At 63.6% G+C, this 22,635-nt stretch carries 16 protein-coding genes; 14 read left to right on the forward strand and 2 right to left on the reverse strand.

The features are described from left to right. The first annotated feature begins 27 nt into the window (after nucleotides 1–27). The 4 genes from C8D77_RS10055 (at nucleotide 28) to C8D77_RS10070 (ending at nucleotide 4,668) form a co-directional block, all read left to right on the forward strand. Nucleotides 28–1,539, forward strand: a complete 1,512-nt coding sequence (locus tag C8D77_RS10055; RefSeq protein WP_109661933.1) for a sugar ABC transporter ATP-binding protein — start codon at nucleotides 28–30, stop codon at nucleotides 1,537–1,539. Between the two features lie 82 nt (nucleotides 1,540–1,621). After that, the gene (locus C8D77_RS10060) at nucleotides 1,622–2,617 is read left to right on the forward strand and encodes an ABC transporter permease (RefSeq protein ID WP_109661935.1); all 996 of its coding nucleotides are present in this window, start codon (nucleotides 1,622–1,624) and stop codon (nucleotides 2,615–2,617) included. Nucleotides 2,618–2,667: 50 nt separating this feature from the next. Next, the gene (locus tag C8D77_RS10065) at nucleotides 2,668–3,720 is read left to right on the forward strand and encodes a substrate-binding domain-containing protein (protein WP_109663263.1); all 1,053 of its coding nucleotides are present in this window, start codon (nucleotides 2,668–2,670) and stop codon (nucleotides 3,718–3,720) included. 102 nt (nucleotides 3,721–3,822) lie between these two features. Then, complete coding sequence (locus C8D77_RS10070) at nucleotides 3,823–4,668, forward strand: acyl-CoA thioester hydrolase/BAAT C-terminal domain-containing protein (RefSeq protein WP_109663265.1); 846 nt, start codon at nucleotides 3,823–3,825, stop codon at nucleotides 4,666–4,668. 54 nt (nucleotides 4,669–4,722) lie between these two features. Here the strand turns inward: C8D77_RS10070 and C8D77_RS10075 are convergent, their stop codons facing one another. Together C8D77_RS10075 and C8D77_RS10080 are read right to left on the reverse strand one after the other, a co-directional pair. After that, nucleotides 4,723–6,777 carry a bifunctional aldolase/short-chain dehydrogenase gene (locus tag C8D77_RS10075; RefSeq protein ID WP_109661937.1) on the reverse strand — a complete coding sequence of 685 codons (2,055 nt, stop codon included), beginning with the start codon at nucleotides 6,775–6,777 and terminating at the stop codon, nucleotides 4,723–4,725. 91 nt (nucleotides 6,778–6,868) lie between these two features. Next, nucleotides 6,869–7,834, reverse strand: coding sequence for a sugar-binding transcriptional regulator (locus tag C8D77_RS10080; protein WP_109661939.1), 966 nt, complete (start codon nucleotides 7,832–7,834; stop codon nucleotides 6,869–6,871). A 190-nt stretch (nucleotides 7,835–8,024) separates the two neighbouring features. Here C8D77_RS10080 and C8D77_RS10085 point away from each other — a divergent pair, with 190 nt between their 5' ends. The 10 genes from C8D77_RS10085 to C8D77_RS10130 all read left to right on the forward strand — a co-directional run bounded on the left by C8D77_RS10085 (nucleotide 8,025) and on the right by C8D77_RS10130 (nucleotide 22,593). After that, entirely contained in the window at nucleotides 8,025–9,665 is a 1,641-nt protein-coding gene (locus C8D77_RS10085; RefSeq protein ID WP_109661941.1) for an acyl-CoA synthetase, read from the forward strand. Nucleotides 9,666–9,853: 188 nt separating this feature from the next. Further along, nucleotides 9,854–10,459: a TetR/AcrR family transcriptional regulator gene (locus C8D77_RS10090; RefSeq protein ID WP_109661943.1), complete on the forward strand. Its 606-nt coding sequence runs from the start codon at nucleotides 9,854–9,856 to the stop codon at nucleotides 10,457–10,459. Between the two features lie 47 nt (nucleotides 10,460–10,506). Beyond that, on the forward strand, nucleotides 10,507–11,649 hold the full coding sequence (locus tag C8D77_RS10095; protein WP_109661945.1) for an efflux RND transporter periplasmic adaptor subunit: 1,143 nt from the start codon (nucleotides 10,507–10,509) through the stop codon (nucleotides 11,647–11,649). A gap of 202 nt (nucleotides 11,650–11,851) precedes the next feature. Next, the gene (locus C8D77_RS10100) at nucleotides 11,852–14,998 is read left to right on the forward strand and encodes an efflux RND transporter permease subunit (RefSeq protein WP_109661947.1); all 3,147 of its coding nucleotides are present in this window, start codon (nucleotides 11,852–11,854) and stop codon (nucleotides 14,996–14,998) included. Nucleotides 14,999–15,191: 193 nt separating this feature from the next. After that, nucleotides 15,192–17,201, forward strand: a complete 2,010-nt coding sequence (locus C8D77_RS10105) for a CocE/NonD family hydrolase (RefSeq protein ID WP_109661949.1) — start codon at nucleotides 15,192–15,194, stop codon at nucleotides 17,199–17,201. A 19-nt stretch (nucleotides 17,202–17,220) separates the two neighbouring features. Continuing rightward, nucleotides 17,221–18,171, forward strand: a complete 951-nt coding sequence (locus C8D77_RS10110; protein ID WP_109661951.1) for an ABC transporter permease — start codon at nucleotides 17,221–17,223, stop codon at nucleotides 18,169–18,171. Next, nucleotides 18,155–19,042, forward strand: coding sequence for an ABC transporter permease (locus C8D77_RS10115; protein WP_164548636.1), 888 nt, complete (start codon nucleotides 18,155–18,157; stop codon nucleotides 19,040–19,042). The genes C8D77_RS10110 and C8D77_RS10115 overlap by 17 nt, the downstream gene beginning before the upstream one ends. Continuing rightward, nucleotides 19,039–20,004 (forward strand): ABC transporter ATP-binding protein, encoded by a 966-nt coding sequence (locus C8D77_RS10120; protein ID WP_109661953.1) that lies wholly within the window; start codon nucleotides 19,039–19,041, stop codon nucleotides 20,002–20,004. The genes C8D77_RS10115 and C8D77_RS10120 overlap by 4 nt, the downstream gene beginning before the upstream one ends. Next, on the forward strand, nucleotides 20,001–21,029 hold the full coding sequence (locus C8D77_RS10125; protein ID WP_109661954.1) for an oligopeptide/dipeptide ABC transporter ATP-binding protein: 1,029 nt from the start codon (nucleotides 20,001–20,003) through the stop codon (nucleotides 21,027–21,029). The genes C8D77_RS10120 and C8D77_RS10125 overlap by 4 nt, the downstream gene beginning before the upstream one ends. Before the next feature lies 1 nt (nucleotide 21,030). Beyond that, complete coding sequence (locus C8D77_RS10130) at nucleotides 21,031–22,593, forward strand: ABC transporter substrate-binding protein (RefSeq protein ID WP_109661957.1); 1,563 nt, start codon at nucleotides 21,031–21,033, stop codon at nucleotides 22,591–22,593. Nucleotides 22,594–22,635: the final 42 nt, after the last annotated feature.

The raw sequence follows: 22,635 nt of genomic DNA on the forward strand, positions 1-22,635 counted from the left end.
CCATAGCGTCATGTCAGGGAGGAACGCATGGTCGGCAATGCCGTGTTCCGCGTAGAGGGACTGAGGAAATCCTTTGGCCAGAACGAGGTGCTTGGCGGCGTCTCGCTCGAATTGCATGCCGGTGAAGTGACCGTGCTGATGGGCGCCAACGGCGCCGGCAAATCCACCCTCGTCAAGATCATCTCTGGCGTCTATGAGCGCGGCGGCGGCACGATGGCGCTCGCCGACCAGGATTTTGCACCGAAAACCCCGGCCGAGGCGATCCGCGCCGGCGTCGTCACCGTTCACCAGAACATCAATGACGGTGTCGTCGCCGATCTCGACGTAGCCACCAATCTCACTCTCGACAGGCTGAGCGGTAGCGGCGCGCCGACCCTGTTCAATCCGGTCCGTGTGCGCCGAGAGGCCAAGGCGGTTGCCGACCGCATGGGGCTGGCCATCGATTTGAAGGCGCGGGTGAGTGATCTTTCGCTGGCCGATCGCCAAATGGTGGCGATTGCCCGCGCGCTGGCGCATCAGCCGAAAGTGCTGATCCTCGATGAGCCGACCTCATCGCTCTCCAGCGCCGAGGCTGATCGGCTGTTTGCGCTGATCGACAGGCTGCGCGAGCAAGGCGTGGCGATCCTCTACATCTCGCACCGCATGTCGGACATCAGGCGGTTGGCCAATCGCATCATCTCGATGCGAGACGGGATCATTTCAGGCATTTTCGACAAGAAGCCGCTCGACTATGAAGGCGCGGTCAACGCCATGCTCGGCCGCAAGATCCATCTCGACCAGATCGTTGTCAGGGATTCGGCCAATGCCGTCCTCAAGATAGATGGCCTGCGCATAGCACCAGATGCCCGGCCGATTTCGCTGATGCTCGGCGACGGCGAGGTCGTCGCCATCACCGGCCTCGTCGGTGTCGGCAAGACGGCGCTTGCCGAGACGCTGTTTGGCGTGCGCCAGCCATTGTCCGGCACCATGACGATGAACGGCAAGCCTTATGCGCCTGAAACAACCGGCGAGGCGATCGCCGCCGGCGTGTTTCTCGTCGCCAAGGACCGCGGCGAGAATGGCATCGTTGGCGGCTTCAATATCCAGGAAAATATTGGCCTGCCGTTTCACAAGCGCATGTCGCGCTTCGGCATCCTGAGGCGCCGTCTCGAACGCACCACGGCCCGCCGGCAGATCGAGGAACTGGGCATCGTCTGTCGTTCCGAGAAGGACGAGATGTCGGAGCTGTCCGGCGGCAACCAGCAGAAGGTGATGGTCGCCCGCTGGATGGCTCAGGATGCAAGACTGTTCATTCTGGATGAGCCGTTTCAGGGCGTCGATATTTCCGCCCGGCGCGACATCGCCGCCAAGCTCAGGGCCAGTGCAAACGGCCGCGCCACGCTGTTGTTCGTCACCGAGCTCGACGAGGCGCTGGAGACCGCCGATCGCATCCTGGTCATGTCGGAGCAGACCATCGTCGGCGAACACCGCAACGCCGACGTCGATCTCGATCGCTTGCTGGCCGAGGTTGCGGGCGGACCGCTGCACAGCGCGGCCTGAAGGGCGTGGCTAACAGGAATTGGAATGGAGAGAGTATGGGTTCGAGTTGGGTAAAGACGGCAGCAGCGCGCGGGAGCGTTGAATGACGCTGCGCGACCACGCCATCCGCTACGGCTTCATCGTGCTCTTGTTCGGGCTCGTCGCCTATTTCTCGATCGCCGCCGACGGTTTCGTTTCGCCGCAAAGTGCTGTCTTCATCTTCCAGTCGGTCGCCATCACCGGCGTTCTGGCGCTCGGCGTTACCGCCACGCTCGTCGTCGGCGGCTTTGATCTGTCGATCGGCTCGGTCGCCACCTCCGCCATGATGGCAGCGGCCTATGTGATGGTGGTGCTGGAGCAGAACGCCCTTGTCGCGGTGGTCGTTTGCCTGCTGATCGGCGCCATTGTCGGCCTGATCAACGGCTGGCTGATCGTCTACATGCGTGTGCCCGATCTGCTGGCGACGCTCGGCATGATGTTCCTGCTTGTCGGCTTGCAGCGCATTCCGACCGAAGGCCGCTCGATCGCCACTGGCATGACCATGCCCGACGGTTCGGTCGCCAACGGCAAATTCTCGGACGCCTTCCTGGCGCTCGGCCGCCACCGCTTCGACTTCTTCATCCCGAACCTCATTCCGGTGTCGGTGGTGGTGCTGCTCGTGCTCGCCGTGCTGATCTGGTTCTTCCTCGAATACACCCGCTTCGGCCGCATGATGTATGCCGTCGGCAGCAATGAGCGCGCCGCCGAACTCGCCGGTGCGCCTGTCAAGGCATACAAGATCTGGGCCTACGTTATTTCAGGAGTTTTTGCCTCGATCGGCGGCATTTTGCTCGCTGCCCGGCTTGGACGCGGCGACATCGCCTCGGGTAATAATCTGCTGCTCGATGCAGTTGCCGCGGCGCTGATCGGCTACGCGGTGCTTGGCGCCGCCAAGCCGAACGCCTTTGGCACCGCCGTCGGTGCGCTGTTCGTCGGCATCTTGCTGCAAGGCCTGACGATGATGAACGCGCCTTACTACACGCAGGATTTCGTCAAGGGCGTCGTTCTGGTCGTCGCCCTTGTCTTCACCTTTGCGCTTTCAGGCAGAGGCAGGAGGTAGCTTTCGACCGGAACAGGATTTTGGGTTCAACAAGAGTGGAGGAAAACAAGGTGAGCATTACAAGAAGACTTCTGGGGAAGGTGGCGCTCGGATTGGCCGGCGCAACCATGCTGATGCAGTTCCCGGCTCTGGCCGCGGACAAGCCGGCGCCTTTCGACAAGCCTGGCGTCAAGATCGCGCTGGTGCGTTATCTCTCGACCGGTGACTTCTTCCAGGCCTACCTCTCGGGCGTCGAGGCTCAGTCGAAGGCGCTTGGCATCGACCTGCGCGTGCTCGACAGCCGCCAGGATGCCGCCCTTCAGTCCGACATGGTCGATCAGGCCATCGCGCTCGGCGTGCAGGGCATCATCATCCAGCACGGCCTGACAGAGTCGATGAAGGACGCCGCGCAGCGCGCAGTGGATGCTGGCATCAAGGTGGTGGCCTTCGACGTCAATGTCGAAAACCCCAAGATCCCGCAGGTCGAACAGTCCGACCGCGATCTCGCGCGGCTCGCGCTCGAGCAGGCGGTCAAGGACAATGGCGAGAGCTGGAATGCCGGCTATGTCTACGTCGCCGGCATCGCGCCGCTCGACCGCCGCAACGAGACCTGGGTCGACGTGAAGAAGAAGTACGCCGGCATCAAGGAAGTCGCGATGTTCGGCACGCTCGACAATCCGATCGCCAACTCCGTCGCCAATCAGGCGCGCTCGGTGCTGTCGGCTCATCCCGACATCAAGGTGATGTTCGCTCCCTATGACGAATTCGCCAAGGGCGTGAAGATCGCTATCGATGAGGCCGGCCTCAACAAGGGCATCAAGATCTATTCGGCCGATATTTCGACTTCGGATATCGCAGCGATGCGCGAGCCCGACAGCGCCTGGGCAGCGACCGCCGCCACCAATCCGGCCGTCGTCGGCCAGGTCTCGGTGCGTGCGCTGGCGCAGCTGCTGGCCGGTGAAGATCCCGGCCACAACGTCGTCGTGCCGCCGACGCTGATCACCCAGAAGGACCTCATCGACAAGGACATCAAGAACATGGAGGACCTGTCTGCCAAGCTGCCGCAGTTCGCCCATGCCGATGTCGCGATGCCGGCCTGGATGCCGAACCCGAACGCGAAGTAGGTTTCGCTATCGAAGGCCGCCTGCAGCCGCTTGCTGCAGGCGGCCTTTTTGCCGAATATTTGCAAGGCTGGCTCGCAGGTTCCGGCCCAAGGTTCGGTGCATATGGAAGTCCAGGCGGCAATCGAGGAAAACCTGTCCGGCGCCGTCGCCGGAACATTGTTTCGATGCCCGCACGCCACCACTGGCGTCGTGGTGTTGGGTGGATCGAGTGGCCGCGTCGATGTCGGGCGCGCACGGCTCTTTGCAAACGAGCGCTCGTCGGCCTTGGCCCTGCTGTGGTTTGGCGGCGAGAGCCAGGCTCCCGGAATATGCGAAATTCCCCTCGAAACCTTCTTTGCGGCAACCGACTACCTCCTTGAAACAGGATGCAATCGCATCGTCTATGTCGGCACATCCAAAGGTGCCGAGGCCGCATTGCTCGCGGCGGTCCATGACCCGCGCATCAACGCCGTGGTCGCCATCAGCCGATCGTCGGTGGTTTGGGGAAATATCGGTGCAGGCCGGGACGGCGTCAGTTGGCCCGAACGATCCTCATGGTCGCTCGACGGTACTCCCCTGCCGTTCGTGCCTACGGATCCGAATTGGAGCCGAGAGTCTGTGGATGGCCTGGTGTCCTACCGAGCGCTTTTCGAACATTGTTTGAAAACCTTCGAGCGCGAAGCAAAGGCGGCAACCATCCCCGTCGAGACCGCGTCGGCCGAGATACTGCTTGTCGCCGGTGGCGACGATGCGCTGTGGCCCTCCCTATGGTTCGCGACAGACATTGTTCGGCGGCGAGACAACGCAGGCAAAGTCACACGTCTCGTCACATCGCCCGATGCGGGTCACCGCATTCTGTTGCCGGGAGAGGGCACACCACGCTCGACATTGCATGCACATGGCGGCAATGACGAGGCCGATTCACAGTTGGGCAGAATGGCTTGGGAAGGCATCCGAGAACTGCTGTAGCCGCAGATCCCGAATATCTTCGCCTGTTTTTGCGCCAGTCTCGGCCGGCTCTGCCTACCGCAGCGCTGCCGCGATGTTGCCGCCATCGACCGTTGTCACGTCGGCGGTGGTGCGATCGGCCAGCGCATGGTGCAGGAAGGCCTGCGCTACATCCTGCGCCGTTACTTCCTGGCCGAGCAAATTGCCGGACATGTAGTCCTTCTCCGACACGCCGCGCGCGCCCGAACGGCTGGCGATCATGGCGTCGGTCAGAAGCCCTGAGCGGATGCGGTCGGCATTGACCGCGTTCGAGCGGATGCCGTGCGCGCCATAGTCGAGCGCGTATTGCCGGGACAGGAACAGCGTCGCCGCCTTCGGCACGCCATAGGCGCCGAACTTCGGCCCCGGATTGACCGCCTGCTTGGAGGTGTTGAACAAAAGCACGCCGCCTGTGCCCTGCTCGAGCATGATGCGCACCGCGTTCTGCGCCACCGACTGGTGGGCGAAGAAATTGAGCTCGAAACTCTTGCGCAAAAGTGCATCGTCGAGCTCGCCGATCCGCCCTTCCCAGGCCGCCCCCGCATTGGAGACCAGGATGTCGACACCGCCGAACACGGCGACCGCCCTGTCGAAGGCGGCATGCACCTGGGCCGGGTCGGTGATGTCGGCGGCGACGCCGATCGAACTGTTGCCGGCCTTCTTCGCCGCCTCTGCGGCCTTGTCGGCGTCGAGATCGACGACGACGGCATGGGCGCCATTGTCGGCGAACAGTTTCGCTGTCGCCGCACCGATCGCGCCGGCGCCGCCGGTGATCAGCACCACCTGGCCGGTCAGCGGCTTCGGCTTGTTGGAGGCGAGCTTGGCCTGTTCCAGCGACCAGTATTCGAGCGGGAAAAGGTCGGCCTTGGAGAGCGGATGGAACCGGCCGACCGCCTCGGCGCCGCGCACCGCCTCGATCCACATCTCGCCGACATCCGACGCGATCTTCGCGTCCTTCAGCGTGCGGCCGTGGCCGAACATGCCGAGGCCTGGCACCAGTGTCAGCCGCGGCATCTGGTCGAGCATGGTGCGCTTGACGTCGTCGAGCGCATCATTGGTCTCGAAATAGGCGCGGTAATCCTTGGCGAAGGCGTCGACATGGCTCTTGATCACGGATTTGTAGTCACCGGCCTTGTCCGCATCGGGCGCCGGCAGCGCCATCGGCCCGGTCTTGATGCGGATCGACAGATCGGGTGTCGACACGCCGCGTCCGGCATAGTCGGCAATCTCGGATGAATTGATGAAATCGACGATTGCCGGCGAAGTGCGGAAATCGCTGATCATGCGGTCGAAGCGGCCTTCGCCGCGCGCTACCGCCACCGCGCCGCGCAGCGTAGGTGCGATGGACGCGGGTGTCGCGAGCTTTGCCGGCAAGGCTGCCTTTGCAGCCGAAGGCTTGCCGTGATTGGCAATGTAGTCCTCGGCGACGTTCACATAGTGGATCATCCGGTCGTAGGCTTGTTTGGCGTCGTCGCCGAAGGTGAAGATGCCATGCTTGTCGAGGATCAGGCCCTCGACATCAGGGTCGGCGTCGAAGATATCGGCGGCCGCCTTGGCGAGGTCGAAGCCGGGCATGATGTAGGGCACATAACCCATCTTCGACCCGAATACCGTCTTGACCAGTGGCTTGGAGTCTTCCTGGTCGACGATGGCGAGGATAGCGGTCGAGTGCGTGTGGTCGACGAATTTGTGCGGCAGGAAGGCGTGCAGCAGCGTCTCGACCGAGGGGTTGGGTGACGACGGGTCGATGAGGTTGACGCGCTGCAGCGCGACCATGTCCTCGTCGGCCAATCTGTTCAGCGCGCGCGCCTTGAGCAGCGGCTTGAGCTTGACCGCCGGCAGGCCCTGCGGCTCGATGACGCCCATGTCCCAGCCGCTGCCCTTGACGCACAGCACGTCCCATTGGTCGCCGACAAGATCGGTCGCCGTCGTCTTGCAGGAGGTGTTGCCGCCACCATGCAGGACCAGCCTTGGTTCGCCGCCGAGCAGCCGGGTCGTGTAGACGCGCAGCGCCAGGTCGCGGCCGACACCCTTCTTTGCATAGTCGGCAACGAGCTTTTCGGCTGCATCGTCATTCCACAGGTTCTTCATGTTCGCTTCGTCCGGTTGCTGTCTTTGATGGTGAAACAGGAATGCCGCGACGCTTTGATGACAATGCGCCGGCGACGGAGATGGCGGTTTCCTAGGAGGCCTTTTCTGTCGTGGCGGCCGCATGATCCAGAAGCCGCTGCGCCATGCGCGCGCCGACCACCAGATGCGTGCAAAGGCCGCCCGCGATCGCCGCGAGCAGCGGTTCGAACTTGCTGTCCTCCTGCACCACCATCAGCCGCCTGGCGATGGCGCGCAGCGAGGCAAGTTCGGCGGAGATCACACGCCGGTTATAACTGCAGTCGAGCACCTTGCCCTCGGCGTCGATGATCTGCCCGGCAATGACGCCGGCAGCGCCTCGGCTGCGCAGGCCAGCCATTTCGTCAGGAGTGAGCGCGCCGCATTTGACCAGATGGCTGTCGGCGTCAACCGCGCCGACCGAGTACAGCGCCAGGTCGCAGTCGCGCACGCCCGACAATTGCTCCCGGATCACCGGCTCGGCACGCAGCGCGCGCGCCAGCTCTTCCGTCGACAGCACCAGCGGCGCGTAGAAGTTGAGCCCCTTGGCGTTGAGACGTCGCGCGATTTCCATGGTGCACTGGTCGGGCCGGTAGGAATAGGGCGCGCCGAGATTGCCGCAGAGCTGCACCACCGTGACATCCTGCAGGTCGGCATAGGACATGATGTCGGCGATCATGTAGACGGTGCGGCCCCAGGCGACGCCGATGCGGTCGCCCTTCTTGACCAGTTCGAGGAAGACGCTTGCCGCCAGCACGGCGATTTCCGTCGACGGGTCGGCGATATGGGCGTTTTCGGGCGCGATCCAGACGGCGTCGAGGCCCAGCGCATCCTCGAGCTTGCGCGCCAGCACATCGTCGGTGAAAAGCTGCGTCGAGGTCGAGATGTTGACGATGCCGGTCTCGCGCGCCTTGCGCAGATACATGGCGACCGAGGCGCGGGAAATGTTAAGCTGGCTCGCCACCTGGTCCTGCCGCAGGCCATGAGCATAATAAAGCCAGGCGGCCTTGTGGATGAGCTGTTCTGCCGGTCGGATCGCCATGCCGTCTCCTCGGCTGACATTATTCACAGCTCTCGACAAAAGTCAAATTGGGCAAAGGTATGCGATGCCCTTTTGCCGGGCGAATCTGGATCATCATTGTTCCAAATGCGCTATAGCGAGGCATCGTTGATGGTGACGCGGCCCCAGCCTGTGATTAGAAGGTCTAAAAGAAAAACGCGGGGAGCATGGGATGGGCAATCCATACGAACAGGATCTCGACAAGAACGCGGCCAACCATCAGCCGTTGACGCCGCTTACCTATCTGGAGCGCGCGGCAAAGACCTATCCCGACCAGATCGCCATCATCCATGGCCGCCAGCGCATCGACTATCGCACCTTTTGGCGCCGGTCGCTGAAGCTTGCCTCGGCGCTCGACAAGCGCGGCATCGGCAAGGGCGACACCGTCACCGTCATGCTGTCCAACACGCCGCCGATGCTGGAGGCGCATTTCGGCGTGCCGATGACCAAGGCGGTGCTGCATTCGCTCAACACCCGCCTCGATGCCGCGGTCATCGCCTTCCAGCTGGATCATGCCGAGACCAAGGTGCTGATCGTCGACCGCGAATTCTCCAGCGTCGTCAAGCAGGCTCTGGAACTGGCCAAGGTCAAGCCGCTGGTCATCGACTATGACGATCCCGAATACGCCGCTGACGCGCCGTATCCGAAAGGCGAGCGGATTGGCACTCTGGACTATGAGGCGTTTGTTGCTGGCGGCGACGAGGACTTCACCTGGTCGATGCCCGACGACGAATGGGATGCCATTTCGCTGAACTATACCTCCGGAACGACAGGCAATCCGAAGGGCGTCGTCTACCACCATCGCGGTGCGGCCCTGATGGCCTACACCAACACCATCCATGCCGGCATGGCCAAGCATGCGGTCTATCTGTGGACGTTGCCGATGTTCCACTGCAACGGCTGGTGTTTTCCCTGGACGCTCGCCGTCCAGGCCGGCACCCATGTCTGCCTGCGCTGGGTGCGGCCGAAGCCGATCTACGATGCGATTGCCGATCAGGGCGTCACCCATCTGTGCGGCGCGCCGGTGGTCATGTCGGTGCTGATCAATGCCAGGGACGAGGACAAGCGCGCATTTCCGCAGACGGTCACCTTCAACACGGCCGCAGCGCCGCCACCGGAAGCGGTACTGTCGGGGATGGCCGATGCCGGCTTTGCCGTCACCCATCTCTACGGCCTGACCGAGACCTATGGCCCGGCGGTCGTCAACGAATGGCATGGCGCCTGGGACGACCTCGAAAAGGGCGAGCGCAGCGCCAAGAAGGCGCGGCAGGGCGTGCGCTATGCAGCGCTCGAAGGCCTGACCGTCATGGATCCCGAAACGATGCAGGCGACACCGGCCGACGGCGAGACCATCGGCGAGGTCATGTTCCGGGGCAACATCGTCATGAAAGGCTATTTGAAGAACGGCAAGGCGAGCGACGAAGCTTTTGCCGGCGGCTGGTTCCATTCCGGCGATCTCGGCGTCATGCACCCCGACGGCTACATCCAGCTCAAGGACCGCTCCAAGGACATCATCATTTCTGGTGGCGAGAACATTTCCTCGATCGAGGTCGAGGACGCGCTCTACAAACACCCGTCCGTTGCCTCTTGCGGCGTCGTCGCCAGGCCTGACGACAAATGGGGCGAGGTGCCTGTAGCCTATGTCGAACTGAAGCCCGGCAAGGCGGCGACCGAGGCCGAGATCATCGAACATTGCCGGGGATTGCTGGCGCGCTTCAAGGTGCCGAAGGCGGTGATCTTCGCCGAAATCCCGAAGACCTCGACCGGCAAGATCCAGAAGTTCCGGCTGCGCGAGATGGCCAAGGTCACCTGAAACGCCGACGGCCTTTCGCGGAAAATATTTTCAGTGGCTCGCATCTTCGGGCCGCTTCGTGACGTCTATTGGATGTCACCATCTGTCACCAATCGTACGCGTACACAGAATCTGCGTTGACAGACCGTCCATTTCGATTTACGAATGACGAAAGTTGAAATTCGTCACTCGTAAATTGACAGAGGATCATGTCCGAAGCCGCCACCATAGTCGCCGACGCCGCCCGACAGGAAAATGTGACGCGCATTCTCGACTGCGCCGAGCGCCTGTTCCGGCACTACGGCTACGGCAAGACCAATGTCGCCGACATCGCCCGTGAACTCGGCATGTCGCCGGCCAACATCTATCGTTTCTTTGCCTCCAAGGTCGAAATCCACCAGGCCGTCTGTGGCCGGATGCTCGGCGCCAGCTACAAGATGGCCTACGAGATCATGCACCTGCCGGTCAACGCCGAGGAGCGGCTTCGGCGTTACGTGCATGCGCAATACAAGATGACGATGGAGGTCATGCTCGACGACCAGAAGGTCCACGAGATGGTCATCGTTGCCCTCGAACGCGACTGGGGCGTGATCGACAAGCATGTCGACAGCATTCACGACCTGTTTGCGGAAGTGATCCGCGATGGCATCGAGGCCGGTGAGTTCAGGGAGCAGGATCCCGTGATCGCGTCGCGCTGCTTCGGCGCCGCAACCGTCATCCTGTGCCATCCGCAGATGGTGGCGCAGTGCCTTGCCAAGACCAACCGGGCAATGCCCGACGACCTCATCGATTATGCAATCAAGGCACTGAAATAGCCCCCGCCAGCCGGTGTCGACCATTCATCTCCAGTCGGAGTACCAAGATGTCTTTGTCCAATTCCATCCTCCGTAAGCTGCCAGTTGCCGGCCTGATTGTCGCGGCGCTCGGGCTTGCCGGCTGCAGCCAAGAGAAAGCCGAAGTCAAGGACATCATCCGCCCGGTCAAGGTCGTCGAGATCGCCCAGGCGCATGACACCCGCACGCTCTCCTATTCCGGCTCGGTGCGGGCTCGCACCGAAAGCGCACTGGCTTTCCGCGTCAACGGCAAGATCACCGAGCGCCTCGTCGACATCGGCCAGCATGTGGTTGCGGGCGACGTGCTCGCCCGCATCGATCCCATCGATTACGACCTGTCGGTCAAGAGTGCGCAGGCAGCCCTTGATGCCGCCGATCGGCAGGTCGAGACGTCAGAGCTGTCCCGCAAGCGCGCCGAGCAGCTGTTTGACAAGAAGTTCGCGCCGAAATCGCAGCTTGAGCAGGCGACCCTGAGCTACGACCAGGCTGTCGCCACCCGCGATTCCGCTCGCTCGACGCTTGCCCAGGCCAGGAACCAGGTCGGCTATACCGATCTCAAGGCCGACAGGGACGGCATCGTCACCGCGGTCAGCGCCGATGTAGGCCAGGTGGTTGGGTCCGGCGCGCCGGTTGTCACTGTTGCCGTCGACGGCGAAAAGGAAGTGCTGATCGCCGTGCCGGAAATGGAAATCGCCGAATTCAAGCCGGGCAAGATCGTCAAGGCGGGCTTCTGGTCCGACGACGCGCTGGCGCTCGACGGCAAGGTCCGTGAGGTCGCCGGCAGCGCCGATCCGCAATCGCGCACCTTCGCCGTTCGCGTCAGCCTGCCCAACGATCCGCGCGTGCTTCTCGGCATGACCGCCAGCATCGAAGCCTCGGCGGCCAATGAGCGGCAGCTCGTGTCGATCCCGCTGAGCGCACTGGCCGAGCAAGGCAGCCAGTCGATCGTCTGGACCGTCGATCGCGGCGCCGACACCGTTCACGCCCGTCCGGTCAAGGTCGCCGCGTTCGCCGCCGGTGGCGTGCGTGTTGCCGAGGGACTGAAGCCCGGCGACGTCGTGGTCGCTGCCGGCACGCAGTTCATGACCGAGAACCTCAAGGTGAAACTCGCCGGCGATGCGGCACTGCAGTCCGCATCTGCGGCTGACGGCGACGCCAAGCAGGTGCGCTAACGACAGACAACCGGCTGCGCGTTCCCGCAGCCGCTGGTTTCCGGGCGGCAAGCGCTCGAACCGAGGCGCTCGATTGATGTAACCCCCACATCGATTTTCGCGTCCCACCGCGATGAGCGTTTCTCCGCTCGGAGAGCCTTGCCGCCCGGAAGCCACTACCAAGCATTCGATCTTGTTGCTTTGAAAAGATGGACCAGCATCGATGACCAATTCCACGGAAGAGAAGCGGCCTTTCAACCTGTCGCGCTGGGCAATCGGCCATCCGTCCATTGCACGGTTCCTGTTCGGCCTGATCATCATTTCCGGTGCGCTCGGCCTGATGCGCATGGGCCAGAAGGAAGATCCCGATTTCACCTTCCGGGTCATGGTCGTCCAGGCGATCTGGCCGGGCTCCTCGATCAAGGAGATGGAAGACCAGGTCGTCAACAAGATCGAGCGCAAGCTGCAGGAGACGCCGCATCTCGATTTCGTGCGCTCCTTCACCCGCGCCGGCAGCGCCATCATCACGGTGCAGATCAAGGGCGACACCAACGCCGCCGAAGTCACGGACGCCTTCTACCAGGTGCGCAAGAAGGTCGGCGATATCCAGGGCGATCTGCCGCAAGGCCTGCTCGGCCCATATTTCAACGACGAGTTCGGCGACACCTTCATCACGCTGCATTCGATCAGCGGCGATGGCTTCAGCTATCCCGAACTGAAGAAATTCGCCATCCAGGCACGCGACATGCTTTTGACGACGCCCGGCGTCGAGAAGGCCGTCATCATCGGCGACCAGCCGGAAAAGCTCTATATCGACGTTTCGTCCAAGGCGCTGGCCGAACGCGGCCTGACGCTGACCGACCTGCAGAACGCGATCAAGGGACAGAACAATGTCGACCCGGCCGGCTCCGTCGACACCGGCACCAATTCGGTGCGCATTTCCGTCGAGGGCGATGTCAGCAAGGTCGAGGACATCAGGAACCTGCGCCTGCGCGCCGGCGGCCAGGTCACGAGGCTCGGCGACATCGCCACGGTGACGTCGGGGCTCGAAGATCCGTTCCAGCGCAAATACCGCTTCAATGGCCATGATAGCGTGCAACTTGGCGTCGTCATGGCCAAGGGCTTCAAGGTCACCGATGTCGGCAAGGATGTCGAGGCTACCTACAAGCGCTTCGAAGAGGCGCTGCCCTACGGCGTTTCGGTCGACCAGATTTCCGACCAGCCGGGCGTCGTCACGGATGCGGTGGCCGAATTCATGCATGCGCTTGGCGAAGCGCTGCTGATTGTGCTGGTCGTTTCTTTCCTGTCAATCGGCTGGCGCTCGGGCCTGGTCATCGCTATCGCCATTCCGCTGGTGCTCGCCGCCACCTTCGCCATCATGTACGAACTCGGCATCGACCTGCAGCGCATCTCGCTCGGCGCGCTGATCATCGCGCTCGGCCTGCTTGTCGACGACGCCATGATCGTCGTCGAGATGATGGAGCGAAAGCTGGAGGAGGGGCTGGTCAAGATCGAGGCGGCGAGCTTCGCCTATTCCTCGACCGCCTTCCCGATGCTGACCGGCACGCTGATCACCACCGCCGGCTTCATCCCGGTCGGCTTCGCGGCTTCCACGGCTGGCGAATATGTCCGCACGCTGTTCTATGTCGTCGGCATCGCGCTGATCGTGTCCTGGTTCGTCGCGGTCTATTTCACGCCGTGGCTCGGCAACATGATCCTCAAGCAGCGCAAGCATGCCGGCAGCCATCACGATGTCTTCGACACGCGCTTCTACCGCCGGCTTCGCGCTACGGTGGGCTGGGCGGTGCGCCATCGCATCATCGTCCTGGTGATGACGCTGGTGACCTTCGGCACCAGCCTGTGGGCGTTCCAGTTCATTCCGCAGAACTTCTTCCCGCAATCGTCGCGGCCGGAAATCCTCGTCGACCTCTGGCTGCCGGAAGGCACCAGCATCAAGGAAGTCGAGGCGCAGGCCAAGGCGCTCGAAAGCAAGATGATGGACGACAAGGACAAGCGTTTCATCGCCACCTATATCGGCGAAGGCGCGCCGCGCTTCTTCCTGCCGCTCGACCAGCAACTGCGCAATCCCAACTTCGCCCAACTGCTCGTCATGGCCAATGACGAACCGGCCCGCGAACGGCTGATCGTCAAGTTGCGCACCGTCCTGGCGCAAGACTTCCCGTCCATCCGCGCCAAGGTCGACCGCCTTTTCCTCGGTCCGCCGACCGGCTGGCCGGTGCAGATGCGCGTCATGGGGCCGGATCGGCAGGAGGTGCGCCGCATCGCCGACCAGGTGAAGGCGAAGTTCCGCGAGGATCCGCTGCTTGGCGCCGTGCACGACGATTGGTTGGAGCCGGTGCCGGCGATGAAGCTGGTCATCGACCAGGATCGTGCCCGCGCGCTCGGCGTCACCTCGCAGCGCATCCGCCAGATGCTGCAGGCATCGATGTCCGGCGCGCCGCTCGACGATTTCCGCGACGGCGAGGAGACGGTGTCCATCGTCGCCCGCGAGCCGGATGCCAGCCGCAGCCTGCTGTCCTCGGTCGACTCCGTCTACATCCCGACCGATTTCGGCGGCTTCGTGCCGCTGTCGCAGGTGGCCAAGGTTGTCCCGGTGCTGGAGCAAGGCATCGAATGGCGCCGCGACCGCCTGCCGACCATCAGCGTGGGGGCAACGCTGCCCGACGGCGTGCAGTCCAACGACGTCGTCACCAAGCTCTACAAGGACATGCAGGGCCTGCGTGACGGTCTGGCTCCCGGCTATAAGATCGAGATCCAGGGCGGTGCCGAGGATTCGGCGGAAAGCCAGGCCTCGATCGCCGCCAAGGCACCGATCATGCTGGCCATCATCGTCGTGCTCTTGATGATCCAGCTGCAGAATTTCGGCAAGGCGATGCTGGTGCTGGCGACCGGTCCGCTCGGCATCATCGGTGCTGCCGCCGCCCTTTTGATCAGCGGTGCGCCGTTCGGCTTCGTCGCCATCCTCGGGGTCATCGCGCTGCTCGGCATCATCATGCGCAACTCGATCATCCTGGTCGACCAGATCGACCAGGACATTGCCAAGGGCATGGAACGCTCCGAAGCGATCATCGGCTCGGCTGTACGCCGGTTCCGGCCGATCGTGCTGACGGCGATGACGGCCGTGCTGGCGCTGATCCCGATCTCGCGCGCCGTGTTCTGGGGGCCGCTCGCCTACGCCATGATGGGCGGCATCGTCGTCGCCACCGTGCTGACCATCCTGGTGCTGCCGGCGGGCTATGCCCTGTTCTTCGGCCGCGAGCCCAAGAAGCGCGGTGCCGCGGAGCCGACCGACGATCTGGAGCTGAGCCAAAAGGCCGACAAGCCGCAACTGGCGCTGGCCGCCGAATAAAGATCGCAGGCCGGGCGATACCGTCCGGCCGGCAAGGTTTGCTTCCACCATCCAACGCCACGATCTCTCGCTGGTCCGCCCGAACGGCGCAGAGCTTAAACGGCATTCGGCGCCAAAAAGCGCGCGGCGGGATTGCGCCTTAAATCGCCTTGTTGTACGAACGTTCAACAAGGCGATTTAACGAGTGCCTGCCGTGGTACGGACCGAGTTCCCCTTTGCCGTCGAAACCGTCGATCCGCTCTGGATCACGCTGGCCGACGGCACGCGCATCGCCGCCACTTTGTGGCGCCCGCGCACCAATACCAAGGTGCCTGTCGTCGTCGAGATGGTGCCCTATCGCCGGCGCGACGGCACCGTGGCCCGCGACATCGATATCCACCCCTGGCTTGCCGGCCACGGCATCGCCTGCGCCCGCATCGATATCAGGGGCTCGGGCGATTCCGACGGCGATCTGGCCGATGAATATCTGCCGCGCGAGCAGGAGGACGCCTGCGAGATCATCGCCCATCTCGCCGCGCAACCCTGGTGCAACGGCAATGTCGGCATGACCGGCATTTCCTGGGGCGGCTTCAACGCGCTGCAGGTGGCGGCGCGCCGGCCGCCGGCTCTGAAAGCCATCATCACCAACTGCGCCACCGACGACCGCTACGCCGACGACATCCACTATATGGGCGGCGCGCTGCTGACCGAGCAGGAGATGTGGTCGAACTTCATGCTGGTAAAGAAGGCGATGGCGCCCGACCCGCAGATCGTCGGCGACGCTTGGCGCGCCATGTGGGCCGACCGCCTTGCGGCGACAAGCTCACTGTCGGAAATCTGGCTGGCGCATCAGCGCCGCGACGACTACTGGCGGCAGGGCTCGGTCTGCGAAGACCACGCGGCGATCGAATGCGCGGTCATGGCCGTCTGCGGCTGGGAGGACAGCTACTCCAACTTCGTGCCGCGCCTGCTCGAACATCTGCCGGGGCCGAAGCTCGGCATCGTTGGCCCCTGGTCGCATGCCTATCCCTGTCGCGGTGCGCCTGGGCCGCTGATCGGCTATCTGCAGGAGGCGATGCGCTGGTGGCGCCATTGGCTCTGCGGCGAAGACACCGGCATCATGAACGAGCCACTCTATCGCGTCTGGATCACCGGCGAAGAACGGCCACAACCTTTTTATCTCCCCGATCATGCCGGCAGTTGGGCCGCCGAGGACCAGTGGCCGTCGCCGCGCATCGAACGCCGCGCTTTGCATCTGAACGCCACTGGGCTTGGCAGCGAACCCGCACCGGGTGCCGTGCTTTCCGTGCGCTCGCCGGCCACCGCCGGGCGAGACTGCGGCCGCTGGGGCGGTTATGGCGGCTCCTGCCCGGATATGCCCATCGACCAGCGTCGTGAGGACGGGCTGGCGTTGTGCTTCGACACGCCCCCGCTCGACAGCGACCTGACCTTGCTCGGCGCGCCGGAACTCGATCTGCTCGTCATTGTCGACCAGCCGCATGTCAACCTCGCCGCCCGGCTGTGCGATGTCTATCCCGACGGCACCTCGGCGCTGATGACCTATGGCGTGCTCAACCTCAGCCACAGAGACAGCCACGAGCATCCAGAGCCGTGTCCGGTCGGAACACCGTTCCGCGTGCGGCTGAAGCTCAATGATTTCGCTCGCACGGTGCCCAAGGGCCACCGCATCCGGCTGGCGCTGGCCAACCAGCATTGGCCGATCTTGTGGCCGCAGCCGAAACTGTCGACGCTGTCGATGGCGAGCGGCGACAGCACGGTGATGCTGCCGGTGCGGCCGCCGTCGGCTCGCGACCGCGACGTGCGCTTTGAACCCGCCGAAACGGCGCCGCCGGTCCCGACCACGACGTTTGACGACGGCTTCGACCGTCGCATCGTCACCGACGATGTCGGCTCGGGCGTGCAGACCATCGCGCTGAGTTCCGACCATGGACGCCGGCGCTATGACGATCGCGCTATCACCGTGTTCTCGGCCAACAGCGATACGATGAGCATCCGTGCCGACGATCCGCTGTCGGCCAAGCTCGTCACCGAATACTGCTGGGCGATTGCCAGCGGCGATGCCGACATCGAAGCCATGGCAGTCACCGAACTGACATCGGACGAAACCCATTTCAACCTGAGCTGGCGGCTCGAGGCCCGAGAACGGTGCACGCTCGTCCACAGCGCCTCGGCGACGCGGCGCATCAGGCGCGATTTCGCCTGACAGGAGCGGAGAGGAGACCATGCTTGCATATGCAGTGAAGCGCATCGGTCTCGGCCTCCTGATCCTCGTGCTTGTCATGATCGCCATGTATGCGGCCGTTTTCCTGGTTCCGGGCGATCCTGCAACCGTGGCGCTTGGTCCACGCGCCACGCCGGAACTGAAGCGGCTGCTGATCGAGCGCATGGGCCTCGACCAGCCGGTCTGGTGGCAGATCGTCGAATTCTTCCGCAACGCGCTGACCGGCAATCTCGGCTACGATGTCTGGTCGAACCGGCCCGTCTCCACCCTGGTGCTGGAAGCGTTGCCGAACACGCTGATCCTCGGGCTGACCGCGCTCACCGTCGCGCTTCTCATCGGCGTTCCGCTCGGCTGCCTGTCCGTGATGCGGCGCGGCACAACAGCCGATGCCATCATCGGCGTGCTGTCGGTCGGCGTCATCGCCGTGCCGTCCTTCGTCGTCGCCATCTATTCGCTGCTGCTCTTTGCCGTGACGCTGCGCTGGCTGCCGGCCATCGGTGCCGGCGAGGCCGGTGACTTCGTCAGCCAGGCCAAGGCGCTGATCATGCCGGCGGCAGCCATAGCGCTCGGCTGGATCGGCTACATCGCCCGCATGGTGCGCGCCTCGATGATGGAGGTGATGGGCGAACCGCACATCCGCACCGCGCGCTCGTTTGGTTTGCCTGAATGGAAGATCGTCTCCAAATACGCGCTGCGCATCGCCATCATCCCGACCATCTCGCTGGTCGCCGTCGGCCTCGGCAGCATCCTGTCCAGCGCCGTCTTCGTCGAGGCGGTGTTCGCTCGACCCGGCATCGGCAAGCTCATCACCGACGCCGTCAACACCCGCAATTATCCGGTCGTCATGGGCACGGTGCTGATCATGACCGCCATCTACGTCTCCATCACCATCGCCGCCGATCTGTTGATTGCGCGGCTCGACCCGAGGGTGCGCGATGTCTTCCGTGGCTGACGCCTCGCTCTCCCTTCCGGACCGACAAAGGCTGCCGCTGCTGCGGGCGCTGCTTGCCGATCCGTTCACTTGCGTGGCGCTGATCCTGGTCACCGGCTTCCTCATCACCGCAATCTTCGCGCCATGGCTGGCGCCCTATTCACCGATCAAGATCGATGTGCTGCACAAGCTGCAGCCGCCATCGCTCGCGCACTGGTTCGGAACCGATCATCTCGGCCGGGATCTCCTGTCGCGCGTCATTTTTGGCGCGCGCACGGCGCTGACCATCGCCATGGTCTCGGTGGCCATCGCCGGCGCCATCGGCCTGCTGCTCGGCCTGATCGCCGGCTACGGGCCGCGCTGGCTCGACGCCATCCTGGTGCTGAGCTTCGACAGCTTGAACTCGCTCCCGATGATCATGTTCGCGCTCGCCATCATCACCGTGCTCGGCGCCGGCACCGGCACGCTGATCATCGTCATCGCCGCGACCTCGTTCCCGAGCTATGCCAGGCTGATCCGGGCGCAGACGCTGGCGCTGAAGAACAGCGACTATATCCTCGCCGAGCGCCTGCTCGACGCCAGTGCAGCGCGCATCATCTTCATCCACCTCCTGCCCAATGTCGTCGGCCCGCTGATCATCCTTCTGTCGATGGACATTCCGGTCGTCATCATGGTCGAGGCCGGCCTTAGCTTCCTCGGCCTTGGTGTGCGGCCGCCGACACCGTCCTGGGGCTCGATCCTCTATGATGGCTACACCTCGATCCGCTCGGCACCGTTCATGGTCATCTTCGGCGGGCTGCCGCTGGTGCTCGCAACGCTCGGCTTCACTTTCCTCGGCGAGGGCCTGCGCGACTATCTCGACCCGCGCCTGCAATTGCGGAGGCCGGCATGACCGGCTCGCTTTCCGCCATCGATCTCAGCGTCCGCTATGAGACGCCGCATGGCGCAGTGCATGCCTTGCGTCATGTCGACATCGAAGCGCATCCCGGCGAGGTGATCGGCATTGTCGGTGAGAGCGGCTGCGGCAAGTCCACGCTGGTCACCGCATTGGCCAACCTGTTGCCGGCCAATGCCCGCATCGACGGATCGATCAGCTACAACGGCGTCGACCTGGCAAAGCTCGACGCGCACCACCAGCGCCTGCTGCGTGGTGACGAGATCGCGCTGGTCAGCCAGGATCCGATGACCGCCTTCAACCCAGTGCTGACCATCGGCGACCAGCTCGTCGACTTCCAGCACCACCGCAAGGATCTCGGCCGTGCGCAGAAGCGGGCGCGCATCGCCGCCATGCTCGGCCGCGTCGGCATTGCGGATGCCGAACGGCGGATGAACAGCTATCCGCACGAACTGTCCGGCGGCATGCGCCAGCGCGTGGCGATTGCCGCCTCCCTGTTGACCGATCCCGGCCTGCTCATCGCCGACGAGCCGACGACGGCGCTCGACGTGACCATGGAGGCGCAGATCATCCATCTGCTGCGCGAACTCCGGCGCGACTACAACGGCATCATCATTGTTGTCTCGCACCATCTCGGCGTCATCGCCGAGCTCTGCGACCGCGTCTATGTCATGTATGCCGGCGAGGTGGTGGAGGGCGGCGAGGTCGACGCCATCTTCCACGATGCGCGGCATCCCTATACGCAAGCGCTGCTCGCCTGCGATCCTGCCCGCTTCCACGAGCGACTGGACAGGCTGCCGACCATTCCCGGCTCGCTTCCCAATCTGACCCAACCGCCAATGGGATGCGTCTACGCGCCGCGCTGCGATCGTGCGTTCGCGCCATGCGGTTCGGTCGCGCCACCACTCGTGAAACTGTCCGCCTCGCATGTCGCGCGCTGCCATGCGGTGACGCCATGAGCCCGCTGCTCGCCATCAATGATCTGTCGGTGACCTTCGCACGTAAGAGTTTGCTCAGCCGCCTGATCAATCCGTTCCCCTTGCCGAGCTTCAATGTCATCGACGGCGTGACGCTGTCGCTGATGCCGGGCGAGACGCTTGGGCTGGTCGGCGAGTCCGGTTCCGGCAAGACGACGCTTGCCCGTACCATTCTTGGCCTTGTGCGCGCCGCTGCCGGCCGCATCACCTTCGAGGGCAGGGACGTGGCGACGCCGGCCGATTTCCGCGCCATGCGAAGGCGCTCGGCGATGATGTTCCAGGACCCTGTTGCCTCGCTCAGCCCGCGCCTGCGCATCGGCACACTGCTGACCGAGCCGCAGATCATTCAAGGCGTGCCGATGCCGGATCGCCGCGCCGCGGCAAAAGCGCTGCTGGCGCTGGTCGGCCTGCCGGCCTCCTTCGTCGACCGCTTTCCACATGAGCTGTCGGGCGGGCAGGCGCGCCGCATCGGCGTCGCCCGCGCGCTGGCAATGAAGCCGCATCTGCTGCTCGCCGACGAGCCGACCGCCGGCCTCGATGTCTCCGTGCAGGGCGACGTGCTCAACCTGATCGGCGAGCTGAAACGCGAGCTTGGTTTCGCCGCCATGATCGTCACCCACAATCTGGCAATGATCCGCCATGTCAGCGATCGGCTGGCCATCATGTATCTCGGCCGGCTGGTCGAGACGGGACCGACGCAGGATGTGTTTTCGGCACCGCTGCATCCCTACACGGCGACGCTGATCCGGTCCGAGCCGATACCCGACCCACGCCGGCGCAGCCAGAACCCCGCCGTCACTGGCGAGATCCCAAGTGTATTCCGGCGGCCATCTGGCTGCGAATTCCACACACGCTGCCCGATCGCGCGCGATCGCTGCAAGACCGAGGCACCGGCCTATCGACCGATGGGCACCGATCGGATGGTGCGCTGCCATTTCCCGCTGGTGACAGGCGGGCAAGAACGGGAAGCCTTCTCACGCGCTTCCGCAAACCACAGGGGAAACTGACATGACACAATGGAACATGGACAGACGTGCATTCCTGAAAGCGGCGGGCGCGCTGGGTGTCGGCCTGACGATGAAGCCGGGCTTCGCCTGGTCGGCCGCCGGCGACACTTTGCGCATCCGCATGGAGGGCGATCTGCAATGCCTCGATCCTGCCTTCATGAATGGCGGCATCGAGGATGTCATGATGCGAGGTATCTATGTCTCGCTGAACCGTTTCGACGATATCAGGAAAGGCTCGCCCTGGTCGTTGTGGGGCGCCGAAAAGCTCGAACAGAAAGATCCGAGGACCATCGCCTTCACCTTGATCGACGGGCTGAAATGGTCTGGTGGATTTGGCGCGGTCACCGCCGATGACGTGAAGTTCTCGTTCGAGCGCATCGCCGACAAGGCCCTGTCGTCGCCCTGGGCCTATCAGTTCGAAAAACTCGACCGCGTCGAGGTCGTCGATGCACGCAACGGCATCATCCACCTGAAAGAGCCCTACCAGCCGATCTTCGTCACCAGCCTGCCTTACTATGGCGGACACATCATCAGCCGCGCCGGCACCGAGAAGGCGGGTGGCAAGTTCACCACCGAGCCGCCGGCGACATGCGGTCCCTACCTCTTCTCCGACTGGCAGCAGAAGCAGAAGGTGACACTGACCGCCAACCCTGACTGGCCGGGGCCGAAGCCGGATTTCGGCAAGGTCGAGATCTATGTCGTCGCCGACGATCAGGCAGCCCAGCTGGCCTATGAGGCCGACGCCTTCGACTACACCAAGATCGCCATTTCAGCGACCAAGACGGTCAAGGCCAGCCCACCCGCCGACACGAACCTGATCGAGGCGCAGTCGACCCGTTATGTCTGGCTGACCATCAACATGCTGAGCCCGCGCCTCAAGGATCTGAAAGTCCGCCAGGCCGTGCAGAATGGCGTCGATGTCGGGCAGATACTCACCGGCGTCTATGACGATCTCACCAAGCGTTCCACCGGTGTCGTCCAGCCCGGCACCAAGTTCGCGCGCGCCAGCAATCTGATCGCCGCACCCGACTACGAGAAGTCCGCAGCACTTCTGACTGAAGCCGGCGTCAGCGACCTGTCGCTGACCTTGACGGTGATGAACGATTCCATCCGCACCGCGACCGCACAGATCATCCAGGCCAGTCTCGAACAGGCCGGCATCAAGGTCGAGATCCAGCCCTATGACGAGGCGGCCTTCTGGGGCGTCGGCGACAAGACGCAAGGTGAGGGCTACAAGAACATCGATCTGGCGCTGATGGATTTTGCTGGCGGCGTCGATCCTTCCGAAAACCTGGTCTGGTTCCGCCCGGACCAGATCGGCGCCTACAATTGGTCGGGCTTCGACAGCGCGGAGTTCGAAACCAGCTATCAGCAGTTGGTGGCGGAAAGCGATGAGCCCAAGCGCATCGCATTGTCCAACCGCATGGAGGACCTGATGGAGCAGTCTGGCGGTTTCATCTTCATCTGCCACCAGCCGCTGGTCGTTATCCACAAGACCAGTTTCGAGCCGGTTATTTATCCGGACGGCCACCCCAATCCGGTGCTGTTCAAGAAGAAGGCATGATCGCTTCCGTGGACAGCAAAGATGTGATCGTTTAGCTGGGGG

It is taken from the genome of Mesorhizobium loti, assembly GCF_003148495.1.
GTDB lineage: Bacteria > Pseudomonadota > Alphaproteobacteria > Rhizobiales > Rhizobiaceae > Mesorhizobium > Mesorhizobium loti.

Bases quoted from the DNA above. Each gene is read 5' to 3' on its own strand.
- C8D77_RS10055 (WP_109661933.1), top strand. From the start codon at position 28: ATGGTCGGCAATGCCGTGTTCCGCGTAGAGGGACTGAGGAAATCCTTT.
- C8D77_RS10060 (WP_109661935.1), top strand. From the start codon at position 1,622: ATGACGCTGCGCGACCACGCCATCCGCTACGGCTTCATCGTGCTCTTG.
- C8D77_RS10070 (WP_109663265.1), top strand. From the start codon at position 3,823: ATGGAAGTCCAGGCGGCAATCGAGGAAAACCTGTCCGGCGCCGTCGCC.
- C8D77_RS10075 (WP_109661937.1), bottom strand. From the start codon at position 6,777: ATGAAGAACCTGTGGAATGACGATGCAGCCGAAAAGCTCGTTGCCGAC.
- C8D77_RS10080 (WP_109661939.1), bottom strand. From the start codon at position 7,834: ATGGCGATCCGACCGGCAGAACAGCTCATCCACAAGGCCGCCTGGCTT.
- C8D77_RS10085 (WP_109661941.1), top strand. From the start codon at position 8,025: ATGGGCAATCCATACGAACAGGATCTCGACAAGAACGCGGCCAACCAT.
- C8D77_RS10090 (WP_109661943.1), top strand. From the start codon at position 9,854: ATGTCCGAAGCCGCCACCATAGTCGCCGACGCCGCCCGACAGGAAAAT.
- C8D77_RS10095 (WP_109661945.1), top strand. From the start codon at position 10,507: ATGTCTTTGTCCAATTCCATCCTCCGTAAGCTGCCAGTTGCCGGCCTG.
- C8D77_RS10100 (WP_109661947.1), top strand. From the start codon at position 11,852: ATGACCAATTCCACGGAAGAGAAGCGGCCTTTCAACCTGTCGCGCTGG.
- C8D77_RS10110 (WP_109661951.1), top strand. From the start codon at position 17,221: ATGCTTGCATATGCAGTGAAGCGCATCGGTCTCGGCCTCCTGATCCTC.
- C8D77_RS10115 (WP_164548636.1), top strand. From the start codon at position 18,155: ATGTCTTCCGTGGCTGACGCCTCGCTCTCCCTTCCGGACCGACAAAGG.
- C8D77_RS10120 (WP_109661953.1), top strand. From the start codon at position 19,039: ATGACCGGCTCGCTTTCCGCCATCGATCTCAGCGTCCGCTATGAGACG.
- C8D77_RS10125 (WP_109661954.1), top strand. From the start codon at position 20,001: ATGAGCCCGCTGCTCGCCATCAATGATCTGTCGGTGACCTTCGCACGT.
- C8D77_RS10130 (WP_109661957.1), top strand. From the start codon at position 21,031: ATGACACAATGGAACATGGACAGACGTGCATTCCTGAAAGCGGCGGGC.